This window comes from Burkholderia arboris, assembly GCF_038723655.1.
Taxonomy (GTDB): domain Bacteria; phylum Pseudomonadota; class Gammaproteobacteria; order Burkholderiales; family Burkholderiaceae; genus Burkholderia; species Burkholderia arboris.
This window is the reverse complement of sequence record NZ_CP109821.1, coordinates 2,712,355-2,736,806: the sequence shown is the minus strand read 5'-3', so window position 1 is coordinate 2,736,806 and position 24,452 is coordinate 2,712,355. Positions and strand designations below refer to the sequence as shown.

The 24,452-nt window shown below is 68.6% G+C and carries 19 protein-coding genes and 1 pseudogene; 9 read left to right on the top strand and 11 right to left on the bottom strand.

Annotated features, from left to right (window positions below; genetic code table 11):
* Positions 1–52: 52 nt before the first annotated feature.
* The 4 genes from tal to OHZ10_RS12810 all read right to left on the bottom strand — a co-directional run bounded on the left by tal (position 53) and on the right by OHZ10_RS12810 (position 4,486).
* The gene (gene tal / locus OHZ10_RS12825) at positions 53–1,006 is read right to left on the bottom strand and encodes a transaldolase (RefSeq protein WP_342702672.1); all 954 of its coding nucleotides are present in this window, start codon (positions 1,004–1,006) and stop codon (positions 53–55) included.
* A gap of 168 nt (positions 1,007–1,174) precedes the next feature.
* Entirely contained in the window at positions 1,175–2,386 is a 1,212-nt protein-coding gene (locus tag OHZ10_RS12820; protein ID WP_059233532.1) for a benzoate/H(+) symporter BenE family transporter, read from the bottom strand.
* 54 nt (positions 2,387–2,440) lie between these two features.
* A complete protein-coding gene (locus OHZ10_RS12815; protein WP_059233533.1) occupies positions 2,441–3,616 on the bottom strand; it encodes a vWA domain-containing protein in 1,176 nt (391 codons plus the stop codon).
* 27 nt (positions 3,617–3,643) lie between these two features.
* The gene (locus OHZ10_RS12810) at positions 3,644–4,486 is read right to left on the bottom strand and encodes an AAA family ATPase (protein WP_059236665.1); all 843 of its coding nucleotides are present in this window, start codon (positions 4,484–4,486) and stop codon (positions 3,644–3,646) included.
* A 245-nt stretch (positions 4,487–4,731) separates the two neighbouring features.
* On the opposite strand from OHZ10_RS12810, the gene OHZ10_RS12805 reads away from it, so the two are divergent.
* Together OHZ10_RS12805 and OHZ10_RS12800 are read left to right on the top strand one after the other, a co-directional pair.
* Positions 4,732–5,091, top strand: coding sequence for a c-type cytochrome (locus tag OHZ10_RS12805; protein ID WP_059233534.1), 360 nt, complete (start codon positions 4,732–4,734; stop codon positions 5,089–5,091).
* 40 nt (positions 5,092–5,131) lie between these two features.
* Positions 5,132–5,491 carry a c-type cytochrome gene (locus OHZ10_RS12800; RefSeq protein ID WP_059233535.1) on the top strand — a complete coding sequence of 120 codons (360 nt, stop codon included), beginning with the start codon at positions 5,132–5,134 and terminating at the stop codon, positions 5,489–5,491.
* A 108-nt stretch (positions 5,492–5,599) separates the two neighbouring features.
* Here OHZ10_RS12800 and OHZ10_RS12795 read toward each other — a convergent pair whose 3' ends face one another.
* Positions 5,600–6,067: a DUF1841 family protein gene (locus OHZ10_RS12795; RefSeq protein WP_404823584.1), complete on the bottom strand. Its 468-nt coding sequence runs from the start codon at positions 6,065–6,067 to the stop codon at positions 5,600–5,602.
* A gap of 185 nt (positions 6,068–6,252) precedes the next feature.
* Between OHZ10_RS12795 and OHZ10_RS12790 the strand changes: the two genes are divergently transcribed.
* The gene (locus tag OHZ10_RS12790; protein ID WP_059233537.1) at positions 6,253–7,182 is read left to right on the top strand and encodes a DMT family transporter; all 930 of its coding nucleotides are present in this window, start codon (positions 6,253–6,255) and stop codon (positions 7,180–7,182) included.
* A 102-nt stretch (positions 7,183–7,284) separates the two neighbouring features.
* Here the strand turns inward: OHZ10_RS12790 and nth are convergent, their stop codons facing one another.
* Both nth and rsxB read right to left on the bottom strand, forming a co-directional pair.
* On the bottom strand, positions 7,285–7,929 hold the full coding sequence (gene nth / locus OHZ10_RS12785) for an endonuclease III (RefSeq protein WP_342702668.1): 645 nt from the start codon (positions 7,927–7,929) through the stop codon (positions 7,285–7,287).
* On the bottom strand, positions 7,926–8,930 hold the full coding sequence (gene rsxB / locus OHZ10_RS12780; protein WP_342704408.1) for an electron transport complex subunit RsxB: 1,005 nt from the start codon (positions 8,928–8,930) through the stop codon (positions 7,926–7,928). Before rsxB ends, nth begins: the two co-directional genes overlap by 4 nt.
* Positions 8,931–9,086: 156 nt before the next feature.
* On the opposite strand from rsxB, the gene OHZ10_RS12775 reads away from it, so the two are divergent.
* Complete coding sequence (locus OHZ10_RS12775) at positions 9,087–9,719, top strand: TetR family transcriptional regulator (RefSeq protein WP_059233539.1); 633 nt, start codon at positions 9,087–9,089, stop codon at positions 9,717–9,719.
* An 81-nt stretch (positions 9,720–9,800) separates the two neighbouring features.
* Here the strand turns inward: OHZ10_RS12775 and OHZ10_RS12770 are convergent, their stop codons facing one another.
* Entirely contained in the window at positions 9,801–11,282 is a 1,482-nt protein-coding gene (locus OHZ10_RS12770; protein ID WP_256085114.1) for a polyhydroxyalkanoate depolymerase, read from the bottom strand.
* Between the two features lie 223 nt (positions 11,283–11,505).
* Complete coding sequence (locus tag OHZ10_RS12765; RefSeq protein ID WP_174992917.1) at positions 11,506–13,335, bottom strand: glycoside hydrolase family 15 protein; 1,830 nt, start codon at positions 13,333–13,335, stop codon at positions 11,506–11,508.
* Positions 13,336–13,500: 165 nt separating this feature from the next.
* Between OHZ10_RS12765 and OHZ10_RS12760 the strand changes: the two genes are divergently transcribed.
* Entirely contained in the window at positions 13,501–14,745 is a 1,245-nt protein-coding gene (locus tag OHZ10_RS12760) for a lactonase family protein (RefSeq protein WP_155627119.1), read from the top strand.
* Positions 14,746–14,848: 103 nt separating this feature from the next.
* Here the strand turns inward: OHZ10_RS12760 and OHZ10_RS38630 are convergent.
* Positions 14,849–16,621: pseudogene (locus OHZ10_RS38630) on the bottom strand (DNA translocase FtsK); the annotation flags it as partial.
* Positions 16,622–19,581: 2,960 nt separating this feature from the next.
* Positions 19,582–20,127 (bottom strand): META domain-containing protein, encoded by a 546-nt coding sequence (locus tag OHZ10_RS12750; protein ID WP_059233544.1) that lies wholly within the window; start codon positions 20,125–20,127, stop codon positions 19,582–19,584.
* Positions 20,128–20,340: 213 nt separating this feature from the next.
* Between OHZ10_RS12750 and purT the strand changes: the two genes are divergently transcribed.
* The 4 genes from purT (at position 20,341) to OHZ10_RS12730 (ending at position 24,196) form a co-directional block, all read left to right on the top strand.
* Positions 20,341–21,555 (top strand): formate-dependent phosphoribosylglycinamide formyltransferase, encoded by a 1,215-nt coding sequence (gene purT / locus OHZ10_RS12745; protein ID WP_342702664.1) that lies wholly within the window; start codon positions 20,341–20,343, stop codon positions 21,553–21,555.
* 18 nt (positions 21,556–21,573) lie between these two features.
* Positions 21,574–21,759 carry a DUF6726 family protein gene (locus OHZ10_RS12740; RefSeq protein ID WP_059233546.1) on the top strand — a complete coding sequence of 62 codons (186 nt, stop codon included), beginning with the start codon at positions 21,574–21,576 and terminating at the stop codon, positions 21,757–21,759.
* Positions 21,760–21,844: 85 nt separating this feature from the next.
* A complete protein-coding gene (locus OHZ10_RS12735) occupies positions 21,845–22,225 on the top strand; it encodes an MliC family protein (protein WP_059233547.1) in 381 nt (126 codons plus the stop codon).
* Between the two features lie 387 nt (positions 22,226–22,612).
* Positions 22,613–24,196 carry a DEAD/DEAH box helicase gene (locus tag OHZ10_RS12730; protein ID WP_059233548.1) on the top strand — a complete coding sequence of 528 codons (1,584 nt, stop codon included), beginning with the start codon at positions 22,613–22,615 and terminating at the stop codon, positions 24,194–24,196.
* Positions 24,197–24,452 lie beyond the last annotated feature (256 nt).

The following is a 24,452-nucleotide window of genomic DNA, read 5'->3' as shown; positions in this document are numbered from 1 at the left end:
GTGCTGACGGCTGTTGTCAGTGCTGCTGACAGCCGCTGACGCGCGGCACGCTTCAGCGCAGCCCGTCGATCAGCTTCTCGAGCTTCACCGCATCGGCGGCAAATACGCGAATGCCTTCGGCGAGCTTTTCGGTGGCCATCGCGTCGTCGTTCAGCTGGAAGCGGAACGCGGCCTCGTCGATTGCGACGCGCTCGGACGGCTTGTCCTGCAGCGCTTCCGGCGACAGCTTGCGCGCGACCGTCTCATTGCTGTCCTGCAGCTTTTGCAGCAAGTCGGGACTGATCGTCAGCAGGTCGCAGCCGGCCAGCTCGGTGATCTGGCTGGTCGTGCGGAAGCTGGCGCCCATCACTTCCGTGTTGTAGCCGAACGTCTTGTAGTACGTGTAGATGCGGCGCACCGACTGGACGCCCGGATCGTTCGCGCCGCCGTCCTTCTCTTCGCTCCATTCCGCGCCGGCCTGCTTCTTGTACCAGTCGTAGATGCGGCCGACGAACGGCGAGATCAGTTGCGCGCCGGCTTCCGCGCACGCGGCGGCCTGCACGAGCGAGAAAAGCAGGGTCATGTTGCACTTGATCCCTTCCTTCTGCAGCACCTCGGCCGCGCGGATGCCTTCCCACGTCGACGCGAGCTTGATCAGGATGCGGTCGCGGCCGATGCCGGCGGCGTCGTACAGCTTGATGAGCTCACGGCCCTTGTCGATCGAGCGTTGCGTGTCGAACGACAGGCGTGCGTCGACTTCGGTCGACACGCGGCCCGGGATCAGCTTCAGGATCTCGGTGCCGAACGCAATCAGCAGGCGGTCGATGATGAAATCGGTGCTTTCGTTGCGATGATCGCGGACGGTCTTCTCGAGGATCGGCTTGTACGCATCCTTCTGGACGGCCTTCAGGATCAGCGACGGGTTCGTGGTCGCGTCCTGCGGCTTGTATTGCGCAAGCTGCTGGAAGTCGCCCGTGTCGGCGACGACGGTCGTGTACTGCTTCAGCTGGTCGAGTGCGGTAGTCATGGCGATTCGGAAGAAGGGCGCGGAGCGCCGGGTTCTCACGGGCCGCGCGAGCGCGGCGGCGAAGCGAAGCGGCGCCGGGCGCCGCTTCCAATCCATCATTCTAGGCCCGATTCGTGTCGAGCACGTTTTGGCGTGTCCGAGGCGTGCTGCAACGCGCGGCGAGCCGCGTCACGCGGGGCGTCGCGCGTTCAGGATCACCTGCGTGACGATCCCCGCGACGAGCCCCCAGAACGCCGAGCCGATCGACAGCAGCGTGAGGCCCGACGCGGTGACCATGAACGTGACGAGTGCCGCTTCGCGCTGCTTCACGTCCTGCATGGCGTTCGCGAGCCCGCTCATGATCGAGCCGAACAGCGCGAGCGCGGCGACCGATACCACGAGCGCCTTCGGCAGCGCCCCGAACAGCGCGGCGATCGTCGCGCCGAAGATGCCGGCGACCAGGTAGAACGTGCCGCACCACACGGCGGCCGTGTAGCGCTTCGCGTGATCCTCGTGCGCTTCGGGTCCGGTGCAGATCGCGGCCGTGATCGCCGCGAGGTTCACGCCGTGCGAGCCGAACGGCGCGAGCAGCAGCGAGGCGAGGCCGGTCGTCGCGATCAGCGGCGACGATGGCGTCCGATAGCCGTCCGCGCGCAGTACCGCGATGCCCGGCACGTTCTGCGATGCCATCGCGACGACGAACAGCGGAATGCCGATGCTGACGATCGACGCGATCGAGAACGCGGGCATCGTGAACACGGGGTGCGCGAGCGCGATGTGGAAGTGGCTGAAATCGAGCAGGCCGAGGCCGCCGGCCACCGCCGTGCCGACGATCAGCGTCGTCACGATCGCATAGCGCGGCGCGAGCCGCTTGACGATCAGGTAGGTGAAGAACATCGCGAGCACGAGCGCGGTCTGGAACTGCGCGGCGCGGAAGATCTCGATGCCGATCTCGAACAGGATGCCCGCGAGCAAGGCGGCGGCGATACCGGCCGGAATCCGGCGCATCAGCGTGTCGAACAGGCCGCTCACGCCGACGGCCGTCAGCAGCAGCGCGCACACGACGAACGCGCCGATCGCCTCGGCATAGGGCACGCCGGGCAGCGACGCGATCAGCAGCGCGGCGCCGGGCGTCGACCACGCGACGACGACGGGCGCGCGAAACCGCAGCGACAGGCCGATCGTCGTCAATGCCATGCCGATCGACAGCGCCCAGATCCACGACGAGATCTGCGCATCGGTGAGGTGGGCGGCGCGGCCGGCCTGGAACATCAGCACGAGCGAGCTGGTGTAGCCGGTCATCATCGCGACGAAGCCGGCGACGAGCGCCGACACGGACGTATCGGCGAAAAAGCGGCGGCCGCCGGCGCGGCTGGCGCTCGCGGTGGGCGAGGGGTTCATGCTATCTCCGGGGGAGGCCGCTCGGACGCGGCCTTTGTATCTGCGAGGGGGGTGTTATTTGCTGAGCGCGCGCATCGCGGTTTCGAGGCCGGCGAGCGTGAGCGGATACATGCGATGGCCGAGCAGGTCGCGGATCACCGCGACCGACTGCCGGTATTCCCATAGCCGCTCGGGCTCGGGGTTCAGCCACGCATGATGGGGGAACTGGTCGGCGAGGCGGCGCAGCCACACGGCGCCGGCTTCAGGGTTGTTGTATTCGACCGAGCCGCCGGGCTGCAGCACTTCGTACGGGCTCATCGTCGCGTCGCCGACGAAGATCAGCTTGTAGTCGGGCGTGAACTTGTGCAGCACGTCCCACGTCGCGGTGCGTTCCGAGTGGCGGCGCCGGTTGTTTTTCCACAGGTGGTCGTACACGCAGTTGTGGAAGTAGAAGAATTCGAGGTGCTTGAATTCGGCCTTCGCGGCCGAGAACAGCTCTTCGGTGCGCTTGATGTGGTCGTCCATCGAGCCGCCGACGTCGAGCAGCATCAGCACTTTCACGTTGTTGTGGCGCTCGGGCACCATCCGCAGGTCGAGCCAGCCCGCGTTCGCGGCCGTGCTGCGGATCGTGCCGGGCAGGTCGAGCTCTTCCGCCGCGCCTTCGCGCGCGAAGCGGCGCAGCCGCCGCAGCGCGACCTTGATGTTGCGCGTGCCGATCTCGACCGAATCGTCGTAGTCGCGGTACGCGCGCGCCTCCCACACCTTCACCGCGGTGCGGTTGCCGTTCGACGGGCCGCCGATGCGCACGCCTTCCGGGTTGTAGCCGCCGTGCCCGAACGGCGACGTGCCGCCCGTGCCGATCCACTTGTTGCCGCCTTCGTGGCGTTCCTTCTGCTCGTCGAGCAGCGCCTTCAGGCGCTCCATCAGCTTGTCGAGCCCGCCCATCGCCTCGATCTGCGCCTTTTCCTCCGGCGACAGCTCGCGCTCGAGACGCTTCTCGAGCCAGTCGAGCGGAATGTCGAACGCTTCGGACGGCAGCGTGGAGACGCCATGGAAATACGCGCCGAACGCCTGGTCGAACTTGTCGAAGTACTGCTCGTCCTTGACGAGCGTCATCCGCGCGAGGAAGTAGAACGCGTCGATCGACGGCGAGATCAGCCCGGCCTTCAGCGATTCGAGCAGCGTCAGGTATTCCTTCACCGAGACGGGCAGCTTGGCTGCGCGCAGCGCGTAGAAGAAATTGAGCAGCATGGCCGGGCCTTCGCGGGTGAGGGAGGATTACCGGTTGTGCCGGTTCATGTAGACGAGCCGTTCGAGCAGGCTCAGGTCCTGCTCGTTCTTCAGCAGTGCGCCCGCGAGCGGCGGCACGATCTGCTTCGCGTCCGCGCCGCGCAGCGCGTCGGCCGGGATGTTTTCGGCGAGCAGCAGCTTCAGCCAGTCGAGCAGCTCGGACGTCGACGGTTTCTTCTTCAGGCCCGACACGCCGCGCAATTCGAAGAAACTCTCGAGCGCCGCGCGCAGCAGCTCCTCGCGGATGTCGGGGAAGTGCACGGCGACGATCTTCTGCATCGTCGACGGGTCGGGAAACTGGATGTAGTGGAAGAAGCAGCGGCGCAGGAACGCGTCGGGCAGCTCCTTCTCGTTGTTCGACGTGATGATCACGAGCGGGCGGTGCTTCGCGCGGACCGTCTCGCGCGTCTCGTACACGTGGAATTCCATCCGGTCGAGCTCGCGCAGCAGGTCGTTCGGGAATTCGATGTCGGCCTTGTCGATCTCGTCGATCAGCAGCACGCTCGGCTGCTCGGCGTCGAACGCCTGCCACAGCACGCCCTTGACGATGTAGTTCGAGATGTCCTTCACGCGCTCGTCGCCGAGCTGCGAGTCGCGCAGCCGCGATACCGCGTCGTATTCGTACAGGCCCTGCTGCGCCTTGGTGGTCGACTTGATGTGCCACTGCAGCAGCGGCATGTCGAGCGCGGCGGCCACTTCCTCGGCGAGCATGGTCTTGCCGGTGCCGGGCTCGCCCTTGATCAGCAGCGGGCGTTGCAGCGTCAGTGCGGCGTTGACCGCGAGCTTCAGATCGTCGGTGGCGACGTACTGCGAGGACCCTTCGAAACGCATGGCGGCGCTCTTCTTCATCGGGAAAAAAACCCAGTATAAGTCAGAAGGGCTGTCCGGTTGGGCTGCGCCCGCGTATCGTTGCGGGGCTGTGGCGGGGCGAACGGGGGCGCCGTATGGACGCGTTCCCCGCCGACGCGGTACAATCTGGCCGTTTTTTTTGGCCTGCGTGGCGATCCGATAAGCACAACGGCGCGGGCCGTTGCCGCTTTGGCGCCAGTTTCCCCTCAAGCTAGGTTACAAGAGCTATGAACAAATTCGTCGGCAAACACGTCGTTGTCGCAGCGCTCGTGGCGCTCGCGGGCAGCGCGCAGGCGGCCGGTGTGGTCGGCAACCCGAAGGACGGGGCGAGCAAGGCCGCCATGTGCATCGGTTGCCACGGCATCCAGGACTACCGCGCGGCGTACCCGGAGGTCTACCGGGTGCCTGTCATTGGCGGCCAGAACCAGCAATACCTCGAGAACGCGCTGAAGGCCTACCGCAAGAAGGATCGTCACTTCCCGTCGATGAATGCGATCGCCGGTTCGCTGACGGACCAGGACATCGCGGATCTGGCGGCCTACTACGCCGCCCAGAAGGCCGACTCGAAGGACAATCCCTACAAGTAAAGCGCGCGCCGCCGATCTCTCCGGCGGGACAGGAGCATTCATGAACAACGCATTCAAGACGGCGGCGGTGGCACTGGCGGCCGGCCTCGCGATCGGTACCGCGCACGCAGCGGACACCACGAAGGGCAAGGAACTGGTCGAGTCGCACAACTGCGCGGCCTGCCACGGCGCGCAGCTGAACAAGCCGATCAACGCCGAATACCCGCGCCTTGCCGGCCAGCACGCCGACTATCTCGTGTGGGCGATGCGCCAGTACCAGATGGGGCTGACGAACCCGCTGCTCGGTCGCAACAACGCGATCATGCAGGCGCAGGTGCAGAACCTGTCGGTCAGCGACATGAAGGACATCGCGTCCTACATCGAGTCGCTGAAGGAAACCGACCTCGTGTTCAAGAAGTAAGCGCGACGGGCCTCACGGGCGCTCGCAACAAAAATACCCCGCCACGGCGGGGTATTTTTTTGCCCGCGCCAGGGCGGAACCCGGGGCGGACGTGCCGGCGCCGTGCGCTCAGTCGCGCGACGCGCGGCGCAGGATGCGCTGCAGGTACGCGTCGGTATCGGGCGGCGTGTTCGTGCGCTGCGCCTCCCAGATCGTCTCGCCGAGGCATTCCATGATCGCGTGCTGTGCATCGTGGGTCGAGTCGAGCTTCGCGGCCAGCTTGTCGTGCGCGGCACGGATGCCGGGCGGCTGGTCGATCGACAGCTGCTCGCTGATCGCGAGATGCATCGACAGGTGCAGGAACGGATTCGTCCGGCCTTCCTCGGGCGTGTAGCTGCGCGCGGCCGCGCCGTCGGCATCGGCGAGTTCGTCGTGGTATTCGGGGTGCTCGATGATCCAGTCGGCGGCCATTGCTTCCAGCGGCGTCAGGATCTCGCCCGCGCGCTGCTTGCGCCAGGTCTCGGTGAAAAAGCGACGCACTTCGTCGCGGCTTGGATTGAACATGGTGGGGAAACGTCGTGATTCGGGCGGCCTCATGCCGCGTCGGGCATTGTACGCCGGGTCGGCGGACGCCGCTGGCGGCGGGGCAGGCGCGCCGCGCAGGCCGGTCGCGACTGCCCCGGGCAGGGCGGCGCAACGGGTAAGCGCGGGCTAGGCTCGGCGCCGCCGCGCCGCTACACTCCGACGATTCCCGTCACGGCGCCTTGCCCGCCCGCTTCATCATGACCGCCACCGTTCGCCCATCGTCCGCCGCCCTGCAGGGCACGCTCTACGTCGCGTTGTCCGCCGCCGCGTTCGGCGCGATGGCGATCTTCGGCCGCTACGCGTATGCGGCCGGCGTCGACGTGCTCGGGCTGCTGATCGTGCGCTTCGCGATCGGCGGCGCGGTGCTCGCGGCGATCGCGCGGCACCGCCGCGTCGCGTGGCCGCGCGGCCGCGCGCTGGTGCCGCTCGTCGCGATGGGCGCGGTCGGCTACGTCGGACAGTCGTTCTGCTATTTCAGCGCGCTGCAGCACGCGCAGGCGAGCCTTGTCGCGTTGCTGCTGTACCTGTATCCGGCGTTCGTCACGCTGCTGGCCGCGTGGTGGCTCGGGGAGCGCCTGACGCACGCGAAGGCCGTCGCGCTGGTGCTGTGCGTCGCGGGGTCGGCGCTGATGGTCGGCGGCGGCCACGGCGAACCGCTCGGGATCGCGCTGGCGCTGGCGGCCGCGGTGATCTACTCGCTGTACATCGTCGGCGGCACGAAGGCGACGCGCGGCGTCGATCCGCTCGCGACGACCGCGATCATCTGCCTGTCGGCCACCGCGACGCTCGTGGCGATCGCCGTCGTGCGGACCGCGGCGTTCGGCGCGCCGCCGCGCTGGCCGGCGACCGGCGGCGGCTGGGCGTCGATGCTCGCGATCGCGCTGGTGTCGACGGTCGCGGCGATGCTTGCGTTCTTCGCAGGGCTAGAGCGGCTCGGGGCCGCGCGCACGTCGATGCTGTCGACACTCGAACCGGTCGTGACGGTTGCGCTCGCGGCGCTGCTGTTCGGGGAGGCGCTGTCGCCGCTGCAGTGGGCGGGCGGTGTTGCGATTCTGGCGGCCGTGCTGGCGCTCGTGCGGGCGGGTGGCGCGGCGGCCGACGATGCGACGGCGACGTCCAACGCGTAGTCGGAGAGGGGCAAGCCGCACGCGCCGCGACCGCGCCTACGGATCCGGCCGTGCGGACGCGGTTCGATCGGCCGGCACGGCGCGTGTGCTCGCGCCTGACGCTTACTCGTTGGGCGGCGGCGTCTTCGGCCGGAATTCGCACAGCGGCTCGATCGCGCAATGCCAGCATTCGGGCTTGCGGGCCTTGCACACGTAGCGCCCGTGCAGGATCAGCCAGTGATGCGCGTCCTGCAGGAATTCCTTCGGCGTGAACTTCTCGAGCGCGGCCTCGACGGCCCGCACGTCCTTGCCCGGTGCGAGCCCCGTGCGGTTCGCGACGCGGAAGATATGCGTGTCGACCGCGATCGTCGGCTGGCCGAACGCGGTGTTCAGCACGACGTTCGCGGTTTTGCGGCCGACGCCCGGCAAGCCTTCGAGCGCTTCGCGATCGGCCGGCACCTCGCCGTTGTAACGGTCGAGCAGGATCCCGCAGGTGGCGACCACGTTCTTCGCCTTGGTGCGGTAGAGGCCGATCGTCTTGATGTACTCGGTGACGCCTTCCTCGCCAAGCGCGACGATTTGCCGCGGGGTGTTCGCGACCGGGAACATCTTCCGCATCGCCTTGTTGACCGACACGTCGGTCGCCTGCGCGGACAGCATCACGGCGATCAGCAACTCGAACGGCGTCGAGTACTCGAGCTCGGTGGTCGGATGCGGATTGAGGCTCTGCAGCGTTTCGTAGATCGCGCGTCGTTTGCTGGCGTTCATGGAGCGTTCTGGTCGGGCGGCGCGGACGGGCCGCCGGGGTCGTCGTTGCCTGCGTCGTTCGCTTGATCGCTGCCGCCTGCATCGGCGGCTTCGGCGTCGCGCTGCGCCTGCTGTTCGGCGAGCCGCTTGCGGCGGCCCTCCGCCGCGTCGATCTGTGCCTGGACGGCCGCGCTCACGCCTTCGGTGTTCTTCGGCCCGGCGCCTTGTCCGGACAACTCTTCCTTCTTCTTGCGCGCGCGCTCGAGCGCGGCGGCGATGATCGCGCGTTTCTTCGCGTCGGCGTCGTCAGCGGCGGGTGCGGCGGAGGGGGCGTCAGGCTGCGCCGCAGGTTGTTCCGCGGCCGGCTTTGCGGCGCTGGCCGCGCGTCGTGCGGCGGCGCGCGCTTCGGCGGCATCGCGTTCGCGGCGCTGGCGGGCGAGCCGCAGGTCATGGTGCTCGCGCGCGGCATCGGCCTGTTCCTGCGACCACGCATCCCAGCCCGTGCGATCGCCGGTCACCGGCAGCATCGCGATACAGTCGACCGGGCAGGGTGGCACGCACAGGTCGCAGCCCGTGCACTGCGCTTCGATGATCGTGTGCATCTGCTTCGGCGCGCCGACGATCGCGTCGACCGGGCATGCCTGCAGGCACAGCGTGCAGCCGATGCACAGGCTTTCGTCGATGAAGGCGACCGCGCGCGGATGCTCGCTGCCGTTGACGGGATTCAGCGGAATCACCGGCTTGCCGAGCAGGCCCGCGAGGCGCGCGATGCCTTCGGCGCCGCCGGGCGGGCACTGGTTGTAGTTCGCGTCGCCGGCGGCGATCGCCTCGGCGTACGGACGGCAGCCGTTATAGCCGCACTTCGTGCATTGCGTCTGGGGAAGCAGATCTTCGATGCGATCCGCGAGTGTTTTGGAGTCGGTCACGGTAACAACGGGCGCAGCGGCGCCGAATGGCTCTCGGCCGCGTCGGGCGCAGCCGGAAAGGTTTGCCAAAGCTCGATTATCACCGATTTCCCGCATTGCGCTGGACGCCGTCTGTGCGCATAATCGAACCGCTTTTTTGCAGGGGCTCAGCAGGAGGGCGGCCGCACGCGGCGCGCCCGTTCCAGGGCGGCCGGCGCCAAGGCGGTGGGGGTGCCGGTCCGGATCAAGCGGCTCACATAGCAAAACGCCACCATGAATCAGCCAAAAATCAAAAGAGATCCTGAAGGTACGCGCCGTCGCATCCTGATGGCGGCAGCCGAAGAGTTCGCGAGTGGAGGGCTGTTCGGCGCACGCGTCGACCAGATCGCGCGCCGGGCCGAAACGAACGAGCGCATGCTCTATTACTACTTCGGCAGCAAGGAGCAGCTCTTTACGGCCGTGCTCGAACATGCGTTTTCCGCGCTGACCGAGGCCGAGCGCGTGCTCGAGCTCGACGGCGTCGCGCCGGTCGAAGCCGTCACGCGGCTCGCGCATTTCGTTTGGGACTACTACCGCGACCATCCGGAGCTGCTCAGGCTCATCAACAACGAGAACCTGCACGAAGCGCGCTACCTGCACAAGTCGACGCGGATCCGCGAGATGATGTCGCCGATCGTCGCGAAGCTCGGCAACGTGCTGACGCGCGGCCAGAAGGCCGGGCTGTTCCGCAGCGACGTCGATCCGCTGCGCTTCTACGTGACGCTGTCGGGGCTCGGCTACTACATCGTGTCGAACCGCTTCACGCTTGCCGCGACGCTCGGCCGCGACTTCACCGACACCGACGAGCGCGCGGAGATGGTCCGGATGAACACCGAGGTACTGCTCGCGTATCTGCTGCGGCGCTGACGCGCCGCCGAGTGGCCGCCGGATGTGGAAACGCCGCCGTGCACAGGCAACGGCGGCGTTTTTTCGTCGGAACGCGGTGCGTCAGGCCGCCTTGCGCGCGCGAACGGTTTTTGCGCGCGGGGTGCTGGCTGCACGCTTCGCGGCCGGCGCGGCCTTGGCGGGGGCGACGGCTGCGGCGGCCTTGGCCGGCGCCTTCGCGCGCGTGCGCTTCGCTACCGTGGCGCGCGTCGCTTCGGTCGGTGCGTTGGCGGCCGGCACGGCTGCGAGCGTCGTGGCCGCCGGCGCGTCCGGGTGATCCTTCGTCGCGCCGTGCTTCGGCTCCGGCGCATGCTCGCGGATGAAATCGCGCAGCTGCGGGTAGATGATCGTGCGCCAGCGGCGGCCCGAGAAGATCCCGTAGTGGCCGCACTTCTCGGCGGTCAGGCTGCGGCGATCGTCTTGCGGGATGCCCGTGCACAGCTCGTGCGCGACGTGCGTCTGGCCGCTGCCCGAGATGTCGTCGAGTTCGCCCTCGATCGTCATCAGCGCGGTGTGCTTGATGTCCTGCGGCCGCACACGCTCGCCTTCGACATCCCACGTGCCCTCCGCGAGCCGGAATTCCTGGAACACGACGCGGATCGTCTCGAGGTAATACTCGGCGGCCATGTCGAGCACCGCGTTGTACTCGTCGTAGAACTGGCGGTGCGCTTCGGCGTCTTCCTCGTCGCCGCGCAGCAGGCTCTGGTAGAAATCCCAATGCGATTGCGCGTGCCGTTCCGGGTTCATCGCGACGAAGCCCGTGTGCTGCAGGAAGCCCGGATACACCTGGCGGCCTTCGCCCGGATAGTTCGCGGGCACCGTGTGGATCACGTTGTTCTCGAACCACGCGGTCGAGTGCTGCGTCGCGAGCGAGTTCACCGACGTCGGGCTGCGGCGCGCGTCGATCGGGCCGCCCATCATCGTCATCGTGAGCGGCGTATCCTCGCCGCGGCTCGCCATCAGCGAGATCGCCGCGAGCACCGGCACCGTGGGCTGGCATACCGAGATCACGTGCAGGTTGCGCGCGCCGATGTGGCGGATGAATTCCTGGATGTACGCGATGTAGTCGTGCAGGTGGAACGGGCCCGTCTCGACCGGCACCATCCGTGCGTCGATCCAGTCGGTGATGTAGACCTTGTGATCCTGCAGCAGCGTGCGCACCGTGTCGCGCAGCAGCGTCGAGTGGTGGCCCGACAGCGGCGCGCAGACCAGCACGACCGGCTCGTCCTTCAGTTGCGTGACCGCCTCGGCGTCGTCCGAGTAGCGCTTGAAACGCAGCAGCCGGCAGAACGGCTTTTCGACGATCGTCTGCTCGACGATCGGGATGTTGTGGCCGTCCTTGACGATCTGATGAATGTTGAATTCGGGCTTCTCGTAATCCTTGCCGAGCCGGTACATCAGTTCGTACGCGGCGGCCATGCGGGTCGCGCCGGGCATCAGCGAGAACGGGCTGGACGGATTGGCGAACGATTTGGACGCGGCCTGGGCCCAGGCCGTCAGCGGGCTCAGCATGGCGCGCTGGAATTCGTGCAGTTGGTAAAGCATGCAGGCTACTCCCGCGTGGGGGACGGTGCGCAAGGGCGGCGTGGGGCGTCGCGGCGTGCCGTATGGGTCAGCGGCCGGCCATGTTGCAGTGCGGCCGGACAATCGCGTCGATCATATCGGACAACGATGGGTGGTGCAATGCAACATTTCCCCGATTTTTCATCAAAATTTTGCGATTTGACGATCTCTGACCAAGCCGCCCGCGCCCCCGTTCAGCCCCCCGTCAACGCCCCGTCGCCACGGCCGGCGCGGGCTGGCCGGCTGCCCGAGCCATCGCCTCCTCGTGGTGCATCAGGTTCATCGCGGTATGCACGAGCGCCACGTGGGAGAACGCCTGCGGGAAGTTCCCGACGAGCCGTCCGGCGACCGGGTCGTACTCCTCCGCGAGCAGCCCGAGGTCGTTCGACAGCGCGAGCAGCCGGCTGAACAGCCGGTGCGCGTCGTCGATCCGGCCGAGCAGCGCGTAGTTGTCGACCAGCCAGAAGCTGCACGCGAGAAACGTGCCTTCGCCGGGCGGCAGGCCGTCGTCGTAATCGGTCGTGCGGTAGCGCATCACGAGCCCGTCATGCAGCAATTCGCGCTCGATCGCCTCGACCGTGCCGACAATGCGCGGGTCTTCCGGCGGCAGGAAGCCGAGCAGCGGCATCAGCAGCACGCTCGCGTCGAGCTCGTCGCTGCCGTAGCTCTGCGCGAACGCCTGCTTGCCCTCGTGCCACGCGTTGGCGCAGACGTCGGCATGGATCTGCTCGCGCAGCGCGCGCCAGCGGTCGAGCGAGCCGGGCAGCCGGAACATTTCGGCCGACTTGATCGCGCGGTCGAACGCGACCCACGCCATCACCTTCGAGAACGTGAAATGGAGGCGGCCGCCGCGCGTTTCCCAGATGCCTTCGTCGGGTTCCTGCCAGATCTTCTCGAGATGGTCGAGCAGCGCGCACTGCACGGACCAGACCGTGTCGTCGGCCTGCAGGCCGCCCACGCGTGCAAGGTGCAGTGCAGCCATCACCTCGCCGAATACGTCGAGCTGGAGCTGGTTCGCGGCGCCGTTGCCGACGCGCACCGGCTTCGAGTCCTGGTAGCCGGGCAGCCAGTCGAGCTCCATTTCCGGCAGCCGGCGCTCGCCGGCGATCCCGTACATGATCTGGATCTGCTCGGGCGAACCGGCCATCACGCGGCCGAGCCACGTGCGCCAGGCGCGCGCCTCGTCGTAGTAGCCGCCGCGCATCAGCGCGAGCAGCGTGATCGTCGCGTCGCGCAGCCAGCAGAAGCGGTAGTCCCAGTTGCGGTTGCCGCCGATCTTCTCGGGCAGCGACGTGGTCGGCGCCGCGACGATGCCGCCGGTCGGCTCGTACGCGAGCGCCTTCAGCGTGATCAGCGAACGGCGCACGGCCGCCGCGTAGCGGCCCTGCACCTGGCAGCGGCCCGACCATTCGAGCCAGTAGTTCTCGGTGCGCGCGAGCATCGACAGCGGATCGCGCGCGGGCGGCAGCCGCATGTGCGACGCCGCGTAGCTGAGCGAGAACGGCACGCGCTCGTCGGCGCTGACCGTGAATTCCGCGAGCGTATGGAGGTTCTTGCCGGTGAGCGGCACCGGCGTGCGCAGCACGACGGTGTCGGGGCCGGCGATCGCCTTCATGCCGTCCTCGCGGGCCAGTTGCGTGACCCACGGGATCGAGAAGCCGTAGTCGAAGCGCAACACGAGTTCCATGCGCATCTTCATCGTGCCGTGGCGGCCGACGACGATCCGTACCAGCTCGGACCAGCCGTTGCCGGGCGGCATGAAGTCGATCACGGTGACGGCGCCGTCGGCGCTTTCGTAATCGGTTTCGAGAATCAGCGTGTCGCCGCGATAGCGGCGCGTGGTGTGCGTGATCGCGGCGTCGGCAGCGGGAGCGAGCAGCCAGCGGCCGTGCTCGGGGGTGCCGAGCAGCGCCGCGAAGCAGGCGCCCGAATCGAAGCGGGGCCAGCACAGCCAGTCGACGGAGCCGTCTTTCGAGATCAGCGCGGCCGTGTGGCCGTCGCCGACGAGGGCGTAGTCTTCGATCAGGGCGGGCATGGGCAGGCGATCCTTGGGTATTCGAGTTCACAATGCGGACGGCGGCGCCCGGGCTTCACGCCCGGGCGTCGCGCCCCGTATACTCGGCCGGGCGGCGGAGCGCATGAACGGCCGGCGTTTCGTCCTATCTCAACACTTGAAGCGACTCGATGCAAGGAGGATTCAATGCCCAACCGTTTACGCGAGCGTGACGCACGCGCTTCGACACGAGGGTTCCCGCTTAGGCTCGCTCACTGGATGAAAGGTTTCGCGATCGTGCTCTCCCTGTCCGCGACCCACGCATTTGCGCAGCAATCGCCCGCACCGGCCGACGGCGTCTACAACCTGCTGGTCGGCACCTATACCGGCGGCGGCAGCGACGGCATCTATGTTTACCGCTTCGATACTAAAAACGGCAGCGTTGCGCCGGTATCGTCGGCGAAGACCGTCAACCCGTCGTACCTGTTGCCGAGCCGCGACGGTCGCACCGTCTACGCGGTCAACGAACTGCCCGGCGACGACGGGCCGGCGTCGCAGCGCGGCGGCGTCAGCGCGTTCCGCTTCGACGCGAAGACGGGTGCGCTGAGCTTCATCGACCGCGTGTCGTCGGAAGGGAACGATCCTTGCTATCTCGCGCTGTCGCCGGACGGCAAGTACCTCGTGACGGCCAACTACTCGGTCGCGAAGGATCCGGGCGGCAGCTTCGCGGTGTTTCCGCTGCGTGACGACGGCGCGGTCGGCCAGGCCGTGCTGACCGTGCACCACGAAGGTACGGGGCCCGTGAAAGGCCGCCAGGACGGCGCGCACGTGCATTCGACGGTGTTTTCGCCGGACGGCCGCTACCTGTTCGTGCAGGATCTCGGCGCGGACAAGATCTACGGCTACCGCTACACGGTGGACGGCAGCCGCGGGCTGATCAGCCCGACCGACACGCGCTACACGCCGGTGAAGGCCGGCTCGGGCCCGCGTCACATGGTGTTCAGCGCCGACGGCCGGTTCGCGTACGTGACGAGCGAGCTCAACGCGTCGGTCGAGGTGTTCGGCTATCACGACGGCAAGCTGACGCCGGTCGAGACGGTATCGATGACGGCGCCGGGCTTCAAGGGCAAGGTCGGCGGCGGCGCGATCCACCTGTCGCCGGACGGCCGCTTTCTGTACGCAAGCAACCGCGGCGATGCGAACGACCTCGTGATCTACGCGGTGAACAAGGCCGACGGCCGGCTCAAGCAGGTCGGCCGCCAGTCGAGCCTCGGCAAGACGCCGCGCGAGTTCCTGATCGATCCGACCGGCAAGTGGCTGATCGTCGGCAACCAGGACAGCGACACGTTCTACGTGTTCAGCCGCGATGTCGAAACGGGGCAGCTCGGCGCGAATCCGCAGAAGGTTGCGGTCGGCAAGCCGGTCGACTTCAAGCTGGTGCCGGTGCAGTAAAGGCCAAAGCCGCAAATGAAAAGGGCGCTGCCGATGCAGCGCCCTTTTTTTCGGGGCGCCGGTGCGCCCGTATCGATCGACGGCGGCTGCCCGGCCGCCGCGCTCAGTCGGCCGCGGCCGGCACGAGCACCTCGCGGCTGCCGTTGATGCCCATCGCCGACACGAGCCCGGCCGCTTCCATCTGCTCGACGAGGCGTGCCGCGCGGTTGTAGCCGATGCGCAGTTGCCGCTGCACCGACGAGATCGACGCGCGCCGCGTGCGCACGACGAACGCGACGGCTTCGTCGTACAGCGGATCGGCTTCCGCGTCCGGCGCTTCGCCGAACAGGTCCTGCGTCGCGCCGTCGGCGGCCGGGCCGTCGAGGATGCCTTCCTCGTACTGCGGCTCGCCGAACTGCTTCAGGTACTCGACGATCCGGTGCACTTCCTCGTCGGCGACGAACGCGCCGTGCACGCGCTGCGGATAGCCGGTGCCCGGCGGCAGGAACAGCATGTCGCCCATCCCGAGCAGCGACTCGGCGCCCATCTGGTCGAGGATCGTGCGCGAGTCGATCTTCGACGACACCTGGAACGCGACGCGCGTCGGGATGTTCGCCTTGATCAGACCCGTGATCACGTCGACGGACGGACGCTGCGTCGCAAGGATCAGGTGGATGCCGGCCGCACGCGCCTTCTGCGCGAGGCGCGCGATCAGCTCCTCGATCTTCTTGCCGGCGACCATCATCAGGTCGGCCAGCTCGTCGATCACGACGACGATCAGCGGCAGTTTCGACAGCGGCTCGGGATCCTCGGGCGTCAGCGAGAACGGATTGCCGATCTTCTTTTCCTTCGCTTCCGCGTCGCGGATCTTCTGGTTGAAGCCCGCGAGGTTGCGCACGCCGACGGCCGACATCAGCCGGTAGCGCTTCTCCATCTCGCCGACGCACCAGTTCAGCGCGTTCGCCGCGAGCTTCATGTCGGTGACGACCGGCGCGAGCAGGTGCGGGATGCCTTCGTAGACCGACAGCTCCAGCATCTTCGGGTCGATCATGATGAGCCGCACGTCTTCCGGCGTCGCCTTGTACAGCAGCGACAGGATCATCGCGTTGATCGCGACCGACTTGCCCGAACCCGTCGTGCCGGCGACGAGCATGTGCGGCGCCTTCGCGAGATCGGTGACGACCGGGTGGCCCGTGATGTCCTTGCCCATCGCGATCGTCAGTTGCGATTGAGAATGCTGGTACTCGCGCGACGCGAGGATTTCCGACAGGCGGATCATCTGGCGCTTCGCGTTCGGCAGTTCGAGGCCCATGCAGGTCTTGCCGGGAATCGTCTCGACGACGCGGACCGACGTGAGGCCGAGGCCGCGCGACAGATCCTTCATCAGCCCGACGATCTGGCTGCCGCGCACGCCGAGCGCGGGCTCGATCTCGAAGCGCGTGATCACGGGGCCGGCCGATGCGCCGACGACCGTCACCGGGACCTTGAATTCCTGCAGCCGCTGTTCGATCACCTGGGCGGTTTGCGCGAGATGTTCCTCGGTGATCGTTTCGACGTCGTCGGACGCCGGTTCGAGCAGGTCGAGCGTCGGCAGTTCGACGCTGAACGACGCCGGTGCGTGGAATTCGAACGCGTTCGGGCGCGGCTGGCGCGCGGGGGTGTCGGGGGGCGCGGTGTCGGCAATCGCAGGCGCGGCCGGTTCGCTTGCGCCGATCGGCGCGGAGGCGATGGCCGCCGGCGGCATCGACAGGCTCGCGCCGGGGACGATTGCTGCCGGCTGCGGCGCCACGGTCGATGCGGCCGCCGGCGTGACGGACAGGTCATTCGACATGGACCAGCTTGTCGACGTTGTGGCAGGGGCGGGCGATGTCGTGAACGCCGGGGTCGCGGTTGCGGCGGGCGCGGACGCGATCGACGGAACCTGCGTGGCGGCTGCCGCACCGATGGACACCAGCGATCCGAGCGCGGCGGCAGGCGAGCCTGCGACCGGGTGGGCAGGCGTCGCTGCGGCGGTGGTCGTCGAAGCGATCGTGCCGGAGGACGTCGACATCGGCAGCGACGTCGCGGCGGGGGCGGCAGGCGGTACGGACAGGCTGATTGCCGGCTGCGGAGCGGCAGCGCCGGAGGTGCCGAATGCGGTGCCGGCCGACGGGGTTGCCGTGTCGGGCGACAGCGTCGATGCAGGCACCGAAGAGGGGGCGATAACCGGTGCGGACGTGAAGGTCGCGGGCGTCGCGGCAGCGGGCGCCGGCGTGGCGGAAGTCTGCAGGGGCGAGCCGAACGTCGGTCCCGATGCGCTGCTCGTCGATGGCGTCACGGCGGGCGCATCGGTCGATGCGGGCATCGAAGCGCGCGGAAGCGAACCGTAGGTCATGCCCGTGACGCTGGCCGGTGCGGTCGATACGGCGGAAGCAACGTGCGATACCGATGCGGCCGGTTGCGACGGCGAAGCCGAGGCCGTGCCGGTCGCACCGACCGGTGAAACGGCTGCGGAGACGGGCGCGATGCTCGATGCGGCGACGGGCGCCCGGGCCGTCGAGCCGTTGGCCGTGCCGACCAGCGGCGAGGCAGCGGCGGCCGAGGCCGTCGATGCTGCGGCAAACGGCTGAACTGCCGGCGATTGCGGCAGTCCGGCCGAGGCGGCCGTATGCGTCGTTGCAGGTTGTACCGTCGGCGGGGGCGGCGGCGCCCAATGTGTGGCGGTCGTGGTGCCTTGGGCAATGGCCGACAGCGGTGCCTCGCGTTCCGCCTCGACCGGCTTGAGGGCTTCCAGTGCGGGGCTCGTTGCAGCCGGTGCGGACGTGGCCGCAACCGGCGTGGTTCCGGAAAGCGCGTGCGCCGATGCGCCGGCGATCGACGAAGAGGGCAGGGCAGCGAACGGAGCAAGGCTGCCGGCGGGTTTCACGCCGGTCAGCGGATCGGCGACGTCCTGCGGCCTGGGATCGATCGCAGGATCCGGTCGCGCGTTGTGCGTGTCGTCGATATCGACGGACGCCGCCGGGTTGCTTGCCGCGAAGTCGCGAACCGCGTCACCTTGCGGTTGTGCGAAGGCGGCATTGACGGGCTTCGATCCTGCCGCGTCCAGCGGCGACTCGGCGATCGGATGCGCGACTGGTACGTCGAGCGCGGCGAAAACCGGCGGGCGGGCGACGTCTTCCCACGGCGCGAGGTCGATCGGTGCATCGAACGACGGCGCGGGTGTGATCCCGGATGCGTGTGCGGCGGGCGCATCGTCGACGTGACGGATCGCGTCGCCCGCGCGATGCGGGAACACGGCATCGTCGATGCCGGTATCCGGCACTGCGTGCCGTGCGGCGTCGTCGAATGCCGAGGTGCCCGAATCGACAACGGGAGCGTGCGCGATACCGGATTCTGCCGGCATGAATGCGTCGAGCACGATCGGTGCGTGGTCGTCGTAGGCGGGCGCTGCATCGTGTTCGAGCGGAACGCCGGCGTCATGGGCTGCGATGCCGTGCGCCGCGGAGGCGAACGCGTTCGACACGGCTGCCGACGCGGGGGCGGCCACGCTGCCGGCTGCCGCGGCGATACCCGCCACGGTTGCGGCTGCCGCCGCCGCGTGTGTGCCATCGGCCGACTGCGCGCTACCGATCGTCGCCCATTGCGCGGTGCTGGCCTCGATCGAGCGCAGCGTGTCGTGAACGCTCGGTGCCGGCGTGATCGGTGCGGCGGGCTTTTCCGTCCACGCATAGAGCGGCGCGCGCGCCGGTTGTGGCGGCGACGGGCGGCGGCGTGCCGCGTCCGGCGGCTGGCCGGCGGCGGCCGTGCCCGTGGCCGGGCGCACCGGCGGACGCGGCGGTTGCGCACCGGCAACCGGCCGGGGCGTGACCGAGGTGCGCGGAGCAGTCTGCTTCAGCGCAGCCGTGGCTGCCGGTCGCGCGGCGGTCGGCCGCGGCCGGACGGGTTCGAATCCGGCAGGAAGCGGGGCCGGGTCGGGGCGCGGCACCTGCGCGTTCGCCGCCGCGCGCGCGAGGCTGGCGGTGCTGCCGGTCGTGGGCGGCGGCATCGCGCTGGCCGGGATCGGCGCGGGTGGCGCCACCGGCGTGCGCTGGGGTGCGGTCGGCTTCAGCCAGCCCGATGGCGCGACGGGTTCCGCGAGCGGACGCTGCGGCGTCTTGCTACGTGGCTTCGTCCGCGCCTGCGGGTCGGGTTTCCACAGCGTCGGGCGCGAATAACGGCCGTTCTGGCGCGGCGCCATCGAGTTGACGGTGTGCGCGGTGGTCGGTTGCACGATGTCGTCGTCGCGATGCAGCGCGCTGCGCGGCAGGTCGGCGATCCCACGCACGTCGTCGTCGCCGCCGTCGCGCGACAGCTTGACGCCGAACGACGTGTCGACCCACGCGGCGAACTGCCGCCAGCCGATACCGGTCAGCCAGGGCAGCCCGGCGAAGAACAGCACGACCATCGCGACCGGCGTGCCGATCGGCCCGAGCACGTGGGCGAAGCCGGCCGAGAACGCATGGCCGAGCGCATTCGTGTCGGGACCCGACAGCGGGCTCGTCAGCGTGCAGCTTGCGGCGAATACCGCGGCGAAGCCGAGCCACAGGCGGATCGAGCCGCGGCCGGCGAGCCCGCCGCCGCCGGGCAGCATCGCCTGTACGAGACGCCAGAAGAGAAGGAGGAACCAGACGGCGGAGATGCCGAACCAGCCGAAGACAACCGTGTGCATGCTTTGAAACAGGAGTGGGGAGGGGCGCGCGAGGCGCGACCCGCCGAGTTTAACCGGCCGGCGAACAAGATTCTCGGGCGGCGTGAATTCGTTTCACGCCGTGCGGCATGTGCGTCCGGCACACGCGCGCGACGCGAAGGCGGTCGGCCGGCCTTCGCGTGCGCGATGCATCAGGGGCTCCGGTGCGTGAAGGTCAGCGTGGCGCCGGCGTTGGTCACGATCTGCAGTTGCTGCGGCTCGCGCATCTGCACGCCGGTCTTGTCGACGTGCGCAAGCGCGTCGAGGTACGCGTGCTCGAGCTGGCCGCCGAGCGTGTTCGGGCACGCCATCCGCGTGCCGGCGAGCGGGCCGAAGCTCAGCAAGCCGTTCTTGATTGCGTAGGTGCCCATGTAGCGGTTGCAGCCCGAGAACCCGCTGGCGCGCCGGATGCCCGATTCGGTCGACAGCGCGAGCTTGATCGGCTCGCCGTTGTCGCCGTGCGGGATCGCACGTTGCGAGCCGTCGGCGTTCACCCAGCTGGTGAGCTCCCAGCTGGTGTCGTCGAGCAGCTGGACGGCGGCCGGGTTGTACGGGTCGGGCGCGGGGGCGGCGGAATCGGGATGGGTCGGCATCGCGCAGGCGGCGAGAAGCGTGGCAAGCGTCAACGCGCAGAACGGCGCGCGCAACGGGCGAAGCAGGCCGGTGCGCGCGCGTGCGGCTGCGGACAGGTGGGACATGAGCCTCGTTCCTCATCGGATTCTGATCAAGGCGTAAGAGTAACGCACCCGCCCCGCGGCAGGCGAGCCGACACTTCGCGGATGAAAACGTTCGCAGCCCGTCCACAAGCCGCGAGCGGCCGGGCGCCGGCGCGCCGAAACGCCCAAAACCGGCGCGATCGCACGTGTTAACATCGGAGCCGTTTTCGTCCTCCACCTGAAGCGGGAAATCACATGCAGATCGGTCAGCGGCTCGGTACGCCGCTTTCACCCTCGGCCACGCGCGTCATGCTGCTCGGCGCCGGCGAGCTCGGCAAGGAAGTCATCATCGCGTTGCAGCGTCTCGGTGTCGAAGTCATCGCGGTCGACCGCTATCCGGATGCGCCGGGCCACCAGGTCGCGCATCGCGCGCACGTGATCGACATGACGGACGCCGCCGCGTTGCGGGCGATCGTCGAGACCGAGCGCCCGCACCTGATCGTCCCCGAGATCGAGGCGATCGCCACCGACGCGCTCGCCGCGATCGAGGCGGCCGGCCTCGCCGAAGTGATCCCGACCGCGCGCGCGACGCAGCTCACGATGAACCGCGAAGGGATCCGCCGGCTTGCGGCCGAGGAACTCGGCCTGCCGACGTCGCCGTATGCGTTCGCGGATTCGTTCGAGGCCTTCAGCGCGGCCATCGCGAAGATCGGCATGCCGTGCGTCGTGAAGCCCGTGATGTCGTCGTCGGGCAAGGGGCAGTCGGTCGTGAAGACCGAAGCCGACGTGAAGCCCGCATGGGATTACGCGATGGCGGGCGGACGTGTGAATCACGGCCGCGTGATTGTCGAAGGCTTCGTCGATTTCGACTACGAGATCACGCAGCTGACCGTGCGCGCGATCGATCCGGTGACGCTCGCCACGCGCACCTACTTCTGCGAGCCGGTCGGCCACGTGCAGGTCGCGGGCGACTACGTCGAGTCGTGGCAGCCGCAGCCGATGAGCGCGGCGGCGCTCGAGAAGTCGCGCGAGATCGCGCACAAGGTCACCGAGGCGCTCGGCGGGCGCGGGCTGTTCGGCGTCGAACTGTTCGTGCGCGGCGACGACGTGTGGTTCTCGGAAGTGAGCCCGCGGCCGCACGATACGGGCCTCGTCACGCTCGCATCGCAGCGCCAGTCGGAATTCGAATTGCACGCACGGGCGATTCTCGGGCTGCCGGTCGATCCGGCGCTCGGGACGCCGGCTGCGTCGGCCGTGATCTACGGCGGGCTCGACGAGCGCGGGATCGCGTTCGAAGGCGTGCGCGACGCGCTCGCGGTGCCGGGGGCCGACCTGCGCCTGTTCGGCAAACCGGAAAGTTTTGCGAAGCGGCGCATGGGCGTCGCGCTGGCGACCGGCGCGACCGTCGACGAAGCCCGCGAACGCGCGAAGCGCGCCGCCGCGGCCGTCCGGCCAGTGTCGGCCCGCTGATGGAACGAGGAGAGGACGATGGTGTCGAGGTGGTTGAGTATCGGAAAGCTGGGCGTCGCGCTGGTGCTCGTCGCGAATCTCGCGGGTTGCGGCCTCGCGGCCGCACCGTGCCGCGTGGCCTCGGCGGGGCTCAAGATCGTGCCGCTCGTCGGCCATGTCGCCGCGGCGCCGACCGATGCGTGCGCGGGCGTCATCGATCCCTGATCCCCGCAACCGGCGCGATCGCCCATCAACAATAACCGCGCGCCCCGCGAGGGCGCGTTTCCATCCGTCTCGTGAGAGGACCTGCATGATTCGCCAAACCCTCGCCGCGCTCGCGCTGGCCGGCACCGCCGTTTCCGTCGCGCATGCCGCGCAACTGACCGTCGAGGAAATCGACGCCGATGCGCGCCAGCAGACCATTTACCAGTGCGCGAACCAGAAGCAGCCCGTGCGCGTGTCGTACTGGCTCGCGGGCAACGGCCAGAGCTTCGCGCTCGTGCCGGTCAACGGGAAGCAGATGCTGTTCGTCGACACCGTGTCGGCGTCGGGCGCGCGCTACCAGGCCGGCCGCTATACGTGGTGGACGAAGGGCAAGGAAGCGACGCTGCGCGACGAGATCGCCGACGAGAAGTCGCCGCCGCTGCTCGGCGACTGCGTGCAGGTCGAGAAGAAAAAGAAGAAGGGCTGAGCGCCGGGCGCGATCGCGGAGCGGAGTCACGTGGGTTGACCGCGAACCGGGCCTGAAGGCCCGGTGCGCGGGCAGCGGCAGGCGTCGGGATACGATCATCCGGGATCGGACCCCTGATATTGCTCGCCGGCCGATCGGGATAACCCGATCGGGTCATCCGTCGCCCGCGCGGGCCTGCACGGGCACGCCGTGCGAACCGCCGTTGCGGCCGTTCGCGGCGTTGTCACGGACAGTTGGCCGCGCAGTGCTACAATACGGCCCTTTCCGTCGGCATTCGCGCCGAACGGAGTCCGCACGGCCTGGCGTCCAGCGTTCGCATTGAACCGGTCCCAAGCGCCAGAGCGGCGCCGCGCGGCGCGCCGTGGCTCCGTCTATTTCCGAATTGTGATGAGCGCAGGCCCGGCTGGCCTGACGCACGATGTCCCCGCCGCGCCTTTTGAGCGAAACGCCACCATGTCCGATTCTGTCGCCAAGCCCGTCGACGCAACCTTCGATCAATTCGGCCTTGCCGCCGATATCCTGAAAGCCATTGCGGAGCAGGGCTATACGACGCCGACGCCGATCCAGGCACAGGCCATTCCGGTCGTGCTCGCCGGCCGCGACGTCATGGGCGCCGCGCAAACGGGTACCGGCAAGACCGCGAGTTTCTCGCTGCCGATCATCCAGCGCCTGCTGCCGCAAGCCAACACGAGCGCGTCACCGGCGCGCCACCCGGTGCGTGCGCTGATCCTCACGCCGACCCGCGAACTCGCCGACCAGGTCGCCGCGAACGTGCACGCGTATGCGAAGCACACGCCGCTGCGCAGCGCGGTCGTGTTCGGCGGTGTCGACATGAACCCGCAATCGGCCGAGCTGCGCCGCGGCGTCGAAATCCTGATCGCGACGCCGGGCCGTCTGCTCGACCACGTGCAGCAGAAGACGGCGAACCTCGGCCAGGTGCAGATTCTCGTGCTCGACGAAGCCGACCGGATGCTCGACATGGGCTTCCTGCCCGATCTGCAGCGCATCCTGAACCTGCTGCCGAAGGAACGCCAGACGCTGCTGTTTTCGGCCACGTTCTCGGGCGAAATCAAGAAGCTCGCATCGACCTACCTGCGCAACCCGCAGACGATCGAGGTCGCACGCAGCAACTCGACGAACGCGAACGTCACGCAGATCGTCTACGACGTCGCCGAAGGCGACAAGCAGGCGGCCGTCGTGCAATTGCTGCGCGATCGCGGCCTGAAGCAGGTGATCGTGTTCTGCAACAGCAAGATCGGCGCAAGCCGCCTGGCGCGCAACCTCGAACGCGATGGCGTGGTCGCGTCGGCGATCCACGGCGACAAGACGCAGCTCGAGCGGATGCAGGCGCTCGACGCGTTCAAGCGCGGCGAGATCGAGGCGCTGGTCGCGACCGACGTGGCCGCCCGCGGCCTCGACATCGCCGAGCTGCCGGCCGTGATCAACTTCGACCTGCCGTTCAGTGCGGAAGACTACGTGCACCGGATCGGCCGTACCGGCCGTGCGGGTGCGACGGGCGACGCGCTGTCGCTGTGTAGCCCGAACGAGCGCAAGCAGCTTGCCGATATCGAGAAGCTGATCAAGCGTCCGCTTGAAGTGCAGACGCTCACGCTCAACAAGCCGGCACGCCAGCGTCACGACGACCGTGGCGGTGAGCGCGGTGGTGAGCGTGGCGGCGACCGTGGCGGCGATCGCCACAGCGAACGCGGTGGCGAACGGGGCGGTCGTCGCGATCGCGACGAGCATCGCGGGGCGTCGGGACACCGGTCGGCCGCTGCCGAGCGCGGTGGTCGTCCCCGTCGCCACGAAGCGCCGGTCGACGATTTCTTCCTGAAGCCGTACGAGCCGTCGGCGCCGGCGAAGCAGGCGGACGACGCACAGCCCGCGCAGCAGCCCGAGAAGAAAGGGCCGAAGCGCCAGGTTGCCGCGCTGCTCGGCGGGTTCGGGATGCCGCGCAAGCCGACGGCGTAACCGGACGGTTCAAGCGGTCGGCGGTGCGCGAACACTGCCGCGGAAACGGGTGCATGCGATGAGCATGTGCCCGTTTTTCATTGGGCGACGCGATCGGGATGGGGCGTGCGCGGGACGGCGATGGCTGGCCGCGCGGGGCAGGGGGATTTCGATGGCGGGTCGCCGGCGGGCGTGGCGCCCGGGCATCCGTCACGTATTCATGCGATCGGGTTCGGCGCTGACGGAGACAGAAACGCGGCCGGTACGGGCCCCGTTC